The 11946-nt window shown below is 43.6% G+C and carries 14 protein-coding genes; 5 read left to right on the forward strand and 9 right to left on the reverse strand.

Going from position 1 to position 11946, the window contains the following annotated elements:
• Nucleotides 1-171 precede the first annotated feature (171 nt).
• The 6 genes from obgE to BLU58_RS01650 all read right to left on the reverse strand — a co-directional run bounded on the left by obgE (nucleotide 172) and on the right by BLU58_RS01650 (nucleotide 3983).
• Nucleotides 172-1482, reverse strand: a complete 1311-nt coding sequence (gene obgE / locus BLU58_RS01625) for a GTPase ObgE (protein ID WP_093290481.1) — start codon at nucleotides 1480-1482, stop codon at nucleotides 172-174.
• Between the two features lie 25 nt (nucleotides 1483-1507).
• Nucleotides 1508-2233, reverse strand: a complete 726-nt coding sequence (locus BLU58_RS01630; protein ID WP_093290482.1) for a Spo0B domain-containing protein — start codon at nucleotides 2231-2233, stop codon at nucleotides 1508-1510.
• A 195-nt stretch (nucleotides 2234-2428) separates the two neighbouring features.
• Nucleotides 2429-2737, reverse strand: a complete 309-nt coding sequence (gene rpmA / locus BLU58_RS01635; protein WP_072330541.1) for a 50S ribosomal protein L27 — start codon at nucleotides 2735-2737, stop codon at nucleotides 2429-2431.
• Nucleotides 2738-2763: 26 nt separating this feature from the next.
• Entirely contained in the window at nucleotides 2764-3093 is a 330-nt protein-coding gene (locus tag BLU58_RS01640; protein WP_093290483.1) for a ribosomal-processing cysteine protease Prp, read from the reverse strand.
• Nucleotides 3093-3404 carry a 50S ribosomal protein L21 gene (rplU, locus tag BLU58_RS01645; protein WP_093290484.1) on the reverse strand — a complete coding sequence of 104 codons (312 nt, stop codon included), beginning with the start codon at nucleotides 3402-3404 and terminating at the stop codon, nucleotides 3093-3095. The genes BLU58_RS01640 and rplU overlap by 1 nt, the downstream gene beginning before the upstream one ends.
• Before the next feature lie 168 nt (nucleotides 3405-3572).
• Nucleotides 3573-3983, reverse strand: a complete 411-nt coding sequence (locus tag BLU58_RS01650; RefSeq protein WP_093290485.1) for a hypothetical protein — start codon at nucleotides 3981-3983, stop codon at nucleotides 3573-3575.
• Nucleotides 3984-4160: 177 nt separating this feature from the next.
• Here BLU58_RS01650 and BLU58_RS01655 point away from each other — a divergent pair, with 177 nt between their 5' ends.
• From BLU58_RS01655 to BLU58_RS01665, 3 genes are all read left to right on the forward strand, one after another.
• Nucleotides 4161-5105, forward strand: coding sequence for a TDT family transporter (locus BLU58_RS01655; protein WP_093290486.1), 945 nt, complete (start codon nucleotides 4161-4163; stop codon nucleotides 5103-5105).
• Between the two features lie 145 nt (nucleotides 5106-5250).
• A complete protein-coding gene (locus tag BLU58_RS01660; protein ID WP_093290487.1) occupies nucleotides 5251-5634 on the forward strand; it encodes a hypothetical protein in 384 nt (127 codons plus the stop codon).
• Between the two features lie 39 nt (nucleotides 5635-5673).
• On the forward strand, nucleotides 5674-6078 hold the full coding sequence (locus tag BLU58_RS01665; protein WP_093290488.1) for a hypothetical protein: 405 nt from the start codon (nucleotides 5674-5676) through the stop codon (nucleotides 6076-6078).
• Between the two features lie 77 nt (nucleotides 6079-6155).
• On the opposite strand, the gene BLU58_RS01670 is transcribed toward BLU58_RS01665, so the two are convergent.
• Complete coding sequence (locus BLU58_RS01670) at nucleotides 6156-7124, reverse strand: peptidoglycan recognition protein family protein (protein WP_093290489.1); 969 nt, start codon at nucleotides 7122-7124, stop codon at nucleotides 6156-6158.
• Nucleotides 7125-7377: 253 nt separating this feature from the next.
• Here BLU58_RS01670 and BLU58_RS17235 point away from each other — a divergent pair, with 253 nt between their 5' ends.
• Nucleotides 7378-7596, forward strand: a complete 219-nt coding sequence (locus BLU58_RS17235; RefSeq protein ID WP_369813677.1) for a DUF6022 family protein — start codon at nucleotides 7378-7380, stop codon at nucleotides 7594-7596.
• Between the two features lie 259 nt (nucleotides 7597-7855).
• On the forward strand, nucleotides 7856-9790 hold the full coding sequence (locus BLU58_RS17110; protein WP_143123657.1) for a collagen-like domain-containing protein: 1935 nt from the start codon (nucleotides 7856-7858) through the stop codon (nucleotides 9788-9790).
• Nucleotides 9791-9927: 137 nt separating this feature from the next.
• On the opposite strand, the gene BLU58_RS01680 is transcribed toward BLU58_RS17110, so the two are convergent.
• The gene (locus tag BLU58_RS01680; protein ID WP_093290491.1) at nucleotides 9928-10809 is read right to left on the reverse strand and encodes a M50 family metallopeptidase; all 882 of its coding nucleotides are present in this window, start codon (nucleotides 10807-10809) and stop codon (nucleotides 9928-9930) included.
• On the reverse strand, nucleotides 10793-11659 hold the full coding sequence (locus tag BLU58_RS01685; protein ID WP_176786439.1) for a M23 family metallopeptidase: 867 nt from the start codon (nucleotides 11657-11659) through the stop codon (nucleotides 10793-10795). The genes BLU58_RS01680 and BLU58_RS01685 overlap by 17 nt, the downstream gene beginning before the upstream one ends.
• Nucleotides 11660-11946 lie beyond the last annotated feature (287 nt).

An 11946-nucleotide genomic window follows, 5' to 3' on the forward strand; every position in this document is an offset into this window, starting at 1 on the left:
ATGTTTCCTAGTGAAGGGAGATTCAGGCACACACTATACATCTATTTTACACTAAATGAACGTTATAATTAACAGAAGATATGATTATTTTTGAATTAGCAGTTTATCATTCCTGCTAGAAGTGATAAAAAAAGGACCATCCCACATTGGAATAGCCCATCTCCCTATGAATCAATCAACGTAGTCCAGGTTTTCCGTAAACTCGAACTCCATTTCACCGATTCGAATGGTGCTTCCTTCTTCCGCGCCACGTTGCCGTAACTCCGCTTCCACACCCATATCTTTCATAATTTTACTAAAACGCATCAATCCGTCATGATAGTTAAAGTTTGTCATCAGGATTAATTTTTCAATCTGCGTTCCCTCTACAACAAAAACTTCATTCTCTCTTCGGATCGTAAACGGAACCTCTGGTGCTTCTGCTTTATACAGTTTACGCCCCACGGGTCCAGCCGAAACTTCTTCCGGTTGCTTGGCAATCTCTTCTTCGACTTTGTCTAACAGATTAGCAGCGGCAAACAACAGCTCACGCAATCCCTTCTTTGTCGCAGAAGAAATAGGGAAAATAGGCACATCTTCGCCTAACTGCTCCTTGAAAAATGCCAACTGCTCCTCTGCATCGGGAAGATCCATTTTATTCGCCGCGATGATCTGCGGACGCTTTTCCAGATCCTGATTATATAGAACTAACTCTTTATTAATTTGCAGGTAATCTTCGTATGGATCTCTACCTTCTGAGCCTGCCATATCAATCACATGGATTATCACCTTAGTACGCTCCACATGGCGTAAAAATTGGTGTCCTAAGCCAACTCCTTCGTGAGCGCCTTCGATCAAACCCGGAAGGTCTGCCATGACAAAACTACGCCCATCTTCTACCTGAACCACTCCTAAATTAGGAGCGATCGTGGTAAAGTGATAGGCCCCGATTTTCGGACGAGCGGCAGAAACCACAGAAAGCAGCGTCGATTTCCCGACACTTGGATAACCAACTAATCCAATATCTGCAAGTAGCTTTAACTCTAATTCGACCCAACGCTCTACTCCTGGCTCACCATTTTCCGATATAGAAGGAGCCGGGTTAACAGGTGTAGCAAATCGCATATTTCCTTTTCCACCACGACCACCTTTTACGATAACTGCTTCTTGACCGTGTGCCACTAAGTCAGCGATTAGCTCTCCCGTTTCGGCATCGCGCACCACAGTCCCAGGGGGCACCCTTACAATTTTATCTTCTGCACTTGCCCCGTGCTGGGCTTTGCTACGTCCTCTTTCGCCTGCTTCGGCTTTAAAGTGGCGTTGGTAACGAAAATCCATCAAGGTACGCAGACCTTCATCTACTCGGAAAATGATATCTCCACCGTTACCTCCGTCGCCACCAGCAGGCCCACCATTGGGGACATATTTTTCACGGCGAAAGGCAACTTGCCCGCCACCGCCATCCCCACCTTTTACATAAATCTTGACCTGATCTACAAACACGTTCTTCACCGTCCTATGTACAGTGTCACCAAATATGCTGGATCATCATTCTCTGTTTTTTTCTAGAGAGGGAAATTTTCCCTCCTAATTTACTAACCCGTTCTTCTAGACGATCCCAAGCATCTGTTACAGGAAGCACAATCCTCTTATGGTCATAATCGTATACTTCAAATGTCACATATACAACTTGCTCCTCTTCCGATAAAGTAAGCTGGATTTGCGCCCAATCATACTTACCTTGTCCAACTTGATCGAACCAATCCGCTACACTTTTAATCATCTGTAGCAAATCCTCTTCCTCAGGTAAAGAGATGCGAATATCTTTGCTGATATCCACATGCCACTTCCAGTTGGTATGCTCTACCCCGATGGTTAAAAGAAAAGTCGCTAATAAAGGAGATTGAAACACACCAATATGCTTTTCTTTATTTACGTCTTCGGCTAATTTTTTTAGATATCTATAATGTTCCTCTTCTTTCTTCATCTGGAGAAAGAAAATCATCATCTGTATATGATTTGCCCAATCATGGCGAATTCGACTCAAAATTTTTTTAAGCTTCTCTGCTTGGGCCGTCTCTCTCTTGGTTTCGAGCTTATACCGAATCATAAAAGCACCCAGAAGCCAGCTTAAGAGTGCCAAGGTAAGGTACACGAAATCCACCCAGCTCTCCCAAGTTACAATCGTCCAACTTATGAATACTATACCCAATGGTAAAAAAGGTAAAATGATCTCTTTCATTCGCTCTACCAAGATCGCCGTCTCCCCTCAACTACTCTATACTCTCAAAGCTTGTACATGTAAAAAATTGTACTCTAAATTTACAATATTCGCCACAATACAGAGCAAATAAATCGAAATATAGCAAGGAGAGTGAGAATTTGTCGAGAAGAATCAAGAGAAATGAAAAACCCTGACCGTTCTAGGCCAGGGTGATATTCCGAACCATTAAGCTTGAGTAGCAACTACTTCCTGCTCAACTGTTGGATAAATGCTTACACGTTTGCGGTCACGACCCAAACGCTCAAACTTCACAACACCGCTTGCGGTTGCAAACAAGGTATCATCTCCACCACGTCCAACGTTTTGACCTGGATAGATCTTGGTACCACGTTGGCGAACTAGGATGTTTCCAGCAAGTACAAACTGACCATCCGCACGCTTCACACCTAGGCGTTTTGATCTACTGTCACGACCGTTCTTTGTAGAACCTACCCCTTTTTTCGATGCAAAGGCTTGAAGATTTAGTTTAAGCATGTATTCCACCTCTTTTCGATTATGAGTTATTTGTTAATCCATCTTACATATCTAGGATATGAATCAGCAATATCTCTGAGCGAAATCACCATAGCTTCGACAAGCAAGATAATCTTCCGTTCCACTTCAGGAGCAAGTCCTTCTGGAATCCGAAGATCTACTTTCCCATCACCATCATCAGGTTGATGCACTCTCACACCCGTTAAGGTCTCGATAGCATTTACCTGACCAAAAACGATGCCTGAAACGGCTGCACAAACAATATCAGATCCGTGCTCTGCAAAGTTAGCGTGACCGGTTACAAGTACCCTCTTAACGTCACCATGGTCGTTTCGTTCAATCCGTATTCGAATCATTAAGCTTCAATGTTTTCGATTACGACTTTAGTAAATGGCTGACGATGGCCTTGTTTTTTCTTGTAATTTTTCTTCGGCTTGTATTTGAACACCGTGATTTTTTTACCACGACCGTGTTTTACCACTTTACCGGTTACTTTTGCATTTGCAACGATTGGAGCACCGACAACCGTTTCACCGTTTTTGTTAACGAGAAGAACTTTGTCAAACGTTACTACTTCACCTTCAGCTGCATCCAACTTCTCGATGAATAGAACGCCGTCTTTCTCCACACGATATTGTTTACCACCAGTTTCGATCAAAGCGTACATAGTTTACCCTCCTCTTTATCAGGACTCGCCAAGGTACGGAAAGGGTATATTCCCTATTTACAATCCGATCCTGCGCGGTATCGTTAGCGTTACACAAATCGAACGCTTAACATACAAGCGATATCTTACCACAGCTGGTCCTTAGTGTCAAACGGTCTTATACTGGAGTCAACCCATAGCTACACCATAAGAAACGATGAACACGGCAAGACTGACAGCAAACAAAATGGTCGTTCCTTTCGCCATCCGAGAGCTAAATCTATCTAATGAAGCCAGATAGTTTACGAATGCATAAGCAACCGAACAAATAAGTCCCGTAATAGCGAAACCCCATTGCCCAATTATGCATGCCGATAAAACACCTCCTATAGCATGTAAGACATACGATACGATCCGCGAGTATCTCCCCATCTTACTGGCTATCCAATCGGCCAATAATGATACTGGCAATGCATAGATAAAGTAAAATGGATATACGTAAAAGAAGAACAAATCAAGGGGAAAATAGCCATCTGAACATATAACTAGTACTGTAACAAGCGATAGCAACAGGGACACGAATAACTTTCTAACGAACATAATCTTCCTCCTCCAAGGTGGAGACTCTGTGCATCTCTGCCCTCAATAGGCATCTCTAAGTAAAGCATACAACACAACCTTGATAACCTATAGTAGAATGAATGATCATAGGAGCACTCACTTAAAAGCTAGAGTCTACATCATCCTTACGAAGGAATCTTAGAGGAGAAATAGTTGATGATTAACAAGTTACAATCCATCCCGATTCCGATCAGTGGTTTGATCTTAGCATTATTTTCAGTAGCAAAACTGCAACTTAGCTTTCACATTAATTGGCTTGCCTATATAATGATCGCACTTGGATCTATCTTTTTAATTGGTATACTTTGCAAAATCTTTTTCACACCAAGACACATACTCCATGACTTACAAAATCCTATGATCGCTGCTGTATCCCCCACATTTCCAATGGCTGTGATGGTACTCTGTAGCTTTTTTATGGAACAAAGCATCCTTTGGAAAATCATTTGGGGGATTGCGGTGATCGTTCATCTTGCATTAATGGTTTATTTTATCTATCGCTTTGTATTACGAACCGAGGTAACCATGATTCATATCTATCCAAGTTGGTTTATTATGTTTATCGGGATGGCGATTATTCCGCTCACCGCAGGTAGCCTAGTACCGTCGATATCAACCGTTATCTTTTGGGTATCTATGGTGTTCTATCTTATTTTACTACCACTCATATTCATTCGCATTTTTGTGATGCGTGATTTAGAAATGGCTACACTACCGCTTATTACAATCTTATGTGCACCCGGATCGCTGTTACTAGCCGCATATTTAGTGCATTTTGAAACGAAATCAGTAAACTTTGTTTGGGCACTTCTTATTCTTTCACAAGCTCTATACGTAAGTGTACTATGGCAACTACCCAAGTTATTACATCTATCATTTTATCCTAGTTATTCGGCATTTACATTTCCACTCGTTATTTGTGCTACTGCCCTTACCAATACACTAAAATATTTAGGTTTTAACGGAACAGTAAGTCATACGCTTAGCATCATGGAAACGATTCTTGCAAGTGCCATGGTTATGTATGTAGCTATTCGTTATAGTATGTTTCTAATCACACAAATGAAGCCGAAACAAGTAATACAGTCACAGACAATGTGATTAAAAAGGAAAATACTCCAACCCTTTACTATCGCTGGATTGGAGTATTTTCCTTTTTAATTCATCAAATAAACTAAAAAATATAAAATTTTAATGATATAATTTAATAGCTTGAATCTATATTCTTTTCTACGGAGGGGTCAACATGAAGTTGAAAAGGGGAATCTGTGCAACCTTTCTCACATTTATTGTGATTCTAACCACACCATTCACTGTATTGGCTGGGTCTGGAGAATGGGACTATGTAGGCGGTGATGCCTTCTCATACTCCAGTCGCGTCTTTTATTCTGGTGGGGGAGACTTCAAATTTTGCCTCAGAACTGGAAGCCCCACTGGTCGATATGTTTTGTTTGAAGACGATGCAGGTGGAGCAGATGATTATGTGGGTGAGAAAACATTGAAGGCGGGTGAGTGTGCCGTCTTTCGTAATCTGAATCGCTTTAAAGATGGAGACAACCATAAGGCTGAATTTAAAGTCATCAAAAACATTAACACTACAAAATGGGCCGGAGTAGATGCCTGGGATTAATTTCGGTTGACAATAAGAATGGAGATGAGGGAGACTAGCATGAAATTGAAAATGATTGGGACAAGTTTTCTGGCATTCTCTTTTGCTTTAATTATGCCCATAACCGTATTTGCGGGACCTGGAGAATGGGATTATTTAGGGATGAGCGAATTTAAATGGAACAAGGACCTGAAAAAGTATGTTACAGGAACAAAGCCCTCTCATGGTGGGGATTACAAATTTTGTGTCAGTTTAGAGGGAGTTCATGAAACTGAGAAAATTGAACTATGGGAATATGATCCTGATAATCCAGATGATCACATCCTGACGATCAACTTACGTGATGATCAATGCCATGTCGTACACGATGTCGGACGTTTTATTGATGGAACCAATAAAACAGCAGAATTTTATCTTAGAAAGAGTAGTAATTCGTATGGGGATTATGGTTGGTTCTATGATTGATTCATAACGAACAGAGGCACTTGAAGGTTAAATGATAAAGAGACCCCCCTTTACACAAAAAGAAAGGGGGGGTCTCTTTATCCAAACAATGCCCGCCATGTCTTTGGGCCTACAACCCCATCTTGTTTAAGCCCTTTTCTTTTTTGAAATGCCTTCACTTCTCTCTCTGTCTTAACACCAAACACGCCGTCCACTACCAACCCACCTAATTTCCGCTGGATCGTTCTCACTACATCCCCCTTTGAGCCTCTTCGAATCAATTTTCCGGGATATATATTAGGATTATTAAACATCGATTTCCATGTACTAGGCCCTACCACTCCATCCACTTGTAATCCATGGGCTCTCTGCCAATTCCTTACGGCTTTCTCTGTTACAGGGCCAAATATTTGATCTGCTTTTATACCTAATTTTTTCTGAATATGCCCTACAACTGGCCCCCTTGTCCCTTTCCGAATGAGATAGCCCGGATAATCGATTTCGGTGTAACCTGGTTCCGGGATTTGTGGATTACTACCATCCCCACCACCCACGATCTTCTGAACTTCGCCAACAAACCACTGTTTATTAATAGAGCTTCCTGGGCAAGTTTTACTGCTCATCTCATTATGAAACTTGATTTTCGCACCTCTAAACTTCACAAAGTAGGCAGTTAATTGAAACAAGGCAGTGCTCTGTGGAGGTTGAAAAGGATCATAGCCTACATCAAAATTGCCTACTGTCTCCACCATGAATGGGTGGATGCCATCTGAGTCTGAATCATTGTAGCCAGTAGCACTAGCCGGAGGGAGATTAATATCTCTACCTAAGACGAATGTCCCATCAGGAAACAAAGAAACGTGTTGTGCAATCGTGATAAAACCTCTCCCTAAATGGGCAGATCTCATTCCGTTTTGTAAGGTAAGATAATTAGTTCCGTTAAAGCTTGAATGATTGGGTTTCCATGTGTGATGAATATGGATTTCTGGATGTTTCGACAAATCATTTTCGGTAATATACTCAATTAACTCATCCACCGTTACCATCTTCCCATATGTCCATGTCATCGATCTATCTCTTCCTTCTCATGTTTTTTCTTGATGTCATCCAAATAGAGTAGATTCTTAGTATTGTGGTTACTAGTATCCCTATCTACTAGTAAAGGTAGAACTCCATTTACTAGATTATTCAATTTCTCTTTTTTGGTTAGGGCAGATTCTTTCTCCTAATTTAGATAAAATAGAAAAGTAAGTATAAAAACAATGAAAAAAGGGGTCAATGTCATGAACAAATACCATTCACTTCTTGATTACAACAGCCATGTTGATATATACATCGTTGCTGAATGTATCAAAACCTACGTCAAACAAAACTGATCACACCCAACTAAAGGTTCCCCGACCACCCCAAGTATTCTCGATACCAGAAACTTCACATGAAGAGATTGTGGAAGCCCTTTCCAAGATGTCTACTCACTTTAAGCAGTCACGGGAGTTTCAGGTGGAGTACGCAGATTATATGAAAAATAATCGATCCTAACTATACATCGAAAGAAGGTGCCATCAACTTGGCACCTTCTTTTGCCCCCGTAATCCTTCCCACGTTCGCAATCACCTAAACTTATACACTTATGAGGTGGATTTTCGCTGGTTTTCAATCGGAAATTCGCTGAAACCGGAAATAAATACTATATTAGAATATATATTTAAAATATTTCCATTTTTAACTAAAGTCATTTAGTCTCACCTTCAATGACTTTGTACATATGGATATAAAGATACCAAAGGAGGAAGAATGCATGTCAAATGCTTATATTAGGCATCATCGTCATGGTCATCATTGCAATCCTTGTCATCATTGTAAATCTTGTCATTCTTGTAAACCTTATAATCCTTGTAAACCTTATAATCCTTGTAAACCTTATAATCCTTGTAACCCCTGTGATCCTTGTCATCCTTGTGATGGACCTCAGGGACCCCAGGGACCCATAGGCCCTCAGGGACCTGCATCTACTGGATCATCAGGAGGGATTACTGGACCTCAGGGACCTCAGGGACCTACCGGACCTCAGGGAATTCTTATTACAGGTGATTTCCTATTTTTAGTTCAAGGGAATTCAGGAGCTAGTGGAAGTGTTCCACTCGGCTTTGGAGATATACTAAACTTTTCATCTAATACACTGGAAATTAACGTAATTCCCGGTTCTGCCAATGTGATATTAGAAGTTCCCACAGGCACTAACGGAACAACAGGACCTCAGGGACCTCAAGGGGACGTGGGACCTACCGGACCTCAAGGAGACGTGGGACCTACCGGACCTCAAGGAGACGTAGGACCTACCGGACCCCAAGGGGACGTGGGACCTACCGGACCTCAAGGAGACGTGGGACCTACCGGACCCCAAGGAGACGTGGGACCTACCGGACCTCAAGGAGACGTAGGACCTACCGGACCCCAAGGAGACGTAGGACCTACCGGACCTCAAGGAGACGTAGGACCTACCGGACCCCAAGGAGACGTGGGACCTACCGGACCTCAAGGGGACGTGGGACCTACCGGACCTCAAGGAGACGTGGGACCTACCGGACCTCAAGGGGATGCGGGACCTACCGGACCTCAAGGAGACGTGGGACCTACCGGACCTCAAGGAGACGTAGGACCTACCGGACCTCAAGGAGACGTGGGACCTACCGGACCTCAAGGAGACGTGGGACCTACCGGACCCCAAGGAGACGTGGGACCTACCGGACCTCAAGGAGACGTAGGACCTACCGGACCTCAAGGGGACGTGGGACCTACCGGACCCCAAGGAGACGTGGGACCTACCGGACCTCAAGGAGACGTAGGACCTACCGGACCTCAAGGAGACGTAGGACCTACCGGACCTCAAGGAGACGTGGGACCTACCGGACCTCAAGGAGACGTGGGACCTACCGGACCTCAAGGAGACGTGGGACCTACCGGACCTCAAGGAGACGTGGGACCTACCGGACCTCAAGGGGATGCGGGACCTACCGGACCTCAAGGAGACGTGGGACCTACCGGACCTCAAGGAGACGTAGGACCTACCGGACCTCAAGGGGACGTAGGACCTACCGGACCTCAAGGGGACGTGGGACCTACCGGACCTCAAGGAGACGTAGGACCTACCGGACCTCAAGGAGACGTAGGACCTACCGGACCTCAAGGGGACGTGGGACCTACCGGATCTCAAGGAGACGTAGGACCTACCGGACCTCAAGGAGACGTGGGACCTACCGGACCTCAAGGGGACGTGGGACCTACCGGACCTACTGGAACCACAGAACCTATACTACAAAACTTGGCTCGTGTAAGTTGCGGTACCCAAACCATTGATGAACAATCTCCTATTGATTTTAGTATCTTAAGTGGACCCTCTACTATATCTGGAATTACATTTGATGGCTCCACTGATTTCACTATTACGAGAGACGGTATGTACTTGATGATATATTCTGCAAATGTTGATGTTGCTGCAGATGTAACGACCTTTGGTATATCGATCAATAGTAGTCCCTTCGACGTTGCTCCTATGTCTATCGGTGCTACAGGTGGAGTTCTAAGTACCTCTACAGTTAGACAACTTTCCATTGGCGATGTTATCCAGTTTGGTAATAGATCTGGAGGGATTAGAAGCATTACAAGCGGAAATATTGTCGGATCTGGTGCCCAGGCGACTATCATTCGTATTGCGGATGGAGGAGCAACCTAGTTAAAAGAATAAAACTCTATCATTAATCTATATTGAGGTATTTTTAGGGCTGTCCCAAAAGTAGAAGATCTACTGGAGACAGCCCCTCTTTTTATGATCTCCTACAACGATTTTGATCGTTGGGGAAATCATTCTACCTAACTTATCCGCTGATGAGGCGGCTTCTTCGGCATAACCGAGCTAGTGAAATATCTCTTTAATAACTGCTCCTCTGTCAAAACACCTAATACTCTATCATCCTCACCCATCACTTCCACAATGTGTTCCTTCTCTTTATACCAAGACTTCACAATCTGACGCAGGATCGCCCCACCAGCGTGCCTGATCTGGATAGTTCCCCACTTTGGATCTATCCCCTTTTCCAATCGATGCAAGAGAAAGCGGATAAATTGATATTCTCTTTGCCTGTACGAAATTATATTGCTATAGAGAAGGAAGACGGAAATCGAAAATAGTGGGATGTGAACGAGGCTTCCTGGGATGAAAAAGGAAAGGATGATAAGCAGAGATGCGGCCAGTAAGCTCCACCAGAGAGTAACGGCAACGGCATTTCGATAGGGAAGTAGATAGGTTAGCCATACTTGAAGAACTCTGCCTCCATCTAACGGGTAAATCGGAAGAAGGTTAAAAGCGGCGATCCATAGATTCCCTTCGATGAAGTACAAGGTCCACTCTTTCGTCCACCATCCTGCTTGATAAAAGAGAACGCTGATTAAAACCATCCATACATGGTGAAACGGGCCTGCTAACGCGACGACGATCTCTTCACGATTCGGCACGGTTCCCCATTCATCCATCTTGGCAACGCCACCAAAAGGCAGGATCTCCATCGAACGAATGCGCCAGCCAAATGACCAAGCGGCGGTTACATGACCAAGCTCGTGGATCACGATCACGACAAAGAGGGTAAGCATTTCTATCCAGTGACCTGTCCAAATAGAAAGCAGGATCACTAGCCAAAAAAGGGGATGAATTCGAATCTTCATCCCTTTCCATGGCGAACTAGTTCGGGGAGCCAAATGAAATCACCTTCGTTGGATCTAGCCAAGTATTTTGTTTTTGGATTGCGAAATAAAGGAATGATTGACCTTGTTTATCCTCGGCTTTACCTATTACATCTCCCTTTTTCAGGGCAGCTTTGGCTTTGATAGCTGGCTGATCCAGAAAGCCATACCAACTCTCACTCCCATCTTCATGCTCCACGATAACGGTTTGACCTAATCCTTCTTTCGTCCCGACAAAGGAGACCCAGCCATCCCTTGCTACGTGAACTTGTTCGTTTTGAACTAATTGCAATACCATGCCTTTTCGCTCAGCTGTATAGGGGAGAAACACTTTCCCATTACTGGGTACTTGCCAACTCGCACCTGATTGCCCTTCCGGTTTTGCTTGCTCTAAGAACGTTCCCACAAAGGCAGGTAGCACCGTAGCATTTTCCCCTACCACCTGATCTATCCATTTAGCAATGGTAGAAACATCCATTTTATGACCCAGTGCACTTGTGAGCATCTGACCTACTTTTGTTTGATGTTGAACAGCAAGTGTGGTACCGAGGAACAAAGTAGCCGCTATAACCATCTGAACAAGAAACTTCACAGGCTTATTTCGTTTTTTCTCTTTCTTATTCCATCGTTTCGCCTTCCCCCACGGTTGAATGCCTCCCATCGCATAACTAGAAGTTGCTAGAGGAGGAGATACCCAATTGGGATACTCGCCTTCTTGTGTAGCGAGCAAGGCAAAGGTCTCTCCGTCTTTTGGGGGAATTTCCATTTGATCATGCTGGGCCGAATGTATTTTATGTGACCCTTGGCGGATCAGACGGATTTGTTCTTGTCTACGCGATTTATTATGTACACCCCATTCTTTCAAAATCTGATCCTCCTCTCCATTCCTTACAAAGGATTTTGTTTGTACAATCATATGTCTTGTCCTTCGCTCATATGCTTGTGGTAAAGAAGGAGGGGATGAAGATGCGCAAATTTTTTGAGCGTATGCTAGATAAGCTTTCGAAATGGATGGGTACGAAAAAGAGTTCGTAGTTGTAAAAAAAAGGGTGATCGTTGAACTGCACCCCAATTGTTGGACACGAAATTAAAACCCAACAGTTGGAGGTGTTTTTTCTATGGCTAAGTATTCAGTAGAAACTAAATTAGAAG

Origin of the sequence: Thermoactinomyces sp. DSM 45892, from assembly GCF_900107305.1 — a bacterium.
Taxonomy (GTDB): domain Bacteria; phylum Bacillota; class Bacilli; order Thermoactinomycetales; family Thermoactinomycetaceae; genus Baia.

Bases quoted from the DNA above. Each gene is read 5' to 3' on its own strand.
- rpmA (WP_072330541.1), bottom strand. From the start codon at position 2,737: ATGCTTAAACTAAATCTTCAAGCCTTTGCATCGAAAAAAGGGGTAGGT.
- BLU58_RS01640 (WP_093290483.1), bottom strand. From the start codon at position 3,093: ATGATTCGAATACGGATTGAACGAAACGACCATGGTGACGTTAAGAGG.
- rplU (WP_093290484.1), bottom strand. From the start codon at position 3,404: ATGTACGCTTTGATCGAAACTGGTGGTAAACAATATCGTGTGGAGAAA.
- BLU58_RS01650 (WP_093290485.1), bottom strand. From the start codon at position 3,983: ATGTTCGTTAGAAAGTTATTCGTGTCCCTGTTGCTATCGCTTGTTACA.
- BLU58_RS01655 (WP_093290486.1), top strand. From the start codon at position 4,161: ATGATTAACAAGTTACAATCCATCCCGATTCCGATCAGTGGTTTGATC.
- BLU58_RS01660 (WP_093290487.1), top strand. From the start codon at position 5,251: ATGAAGTTGAAAAGGGGAATCTGTGCAACCTTTCTCACATTTATTGTG.
- BLU58_RS01665 (WP_093290488.1), top strand. From the start codon at position 5,674: ATGAAATTGAAAATGATTGGGACAAGTTTTCTGGCATTCTCTTTTGCT.
- BLU58_RS01670 (WP_093290489.1), bottom strand. From the start codon at position 7,124: ATGACATGGACATATGGGAAGATGGTAACGGTGGATGAGTTAATTGAG.
- BLU58_RS17235 (WP_369813677.1), top strand. From the start codon at position 7,378: ATGTTGATATATACATCGTTGCTGAATGTATCAAAACCTACGTCAAAC.
- BLU58_RS17110 (WP_143123657.1), top strand. From the start codon at position 7,856: ATGTCAAATGCTTATATTAGGCATCATCGTCATGGTCATCATTGCAAT.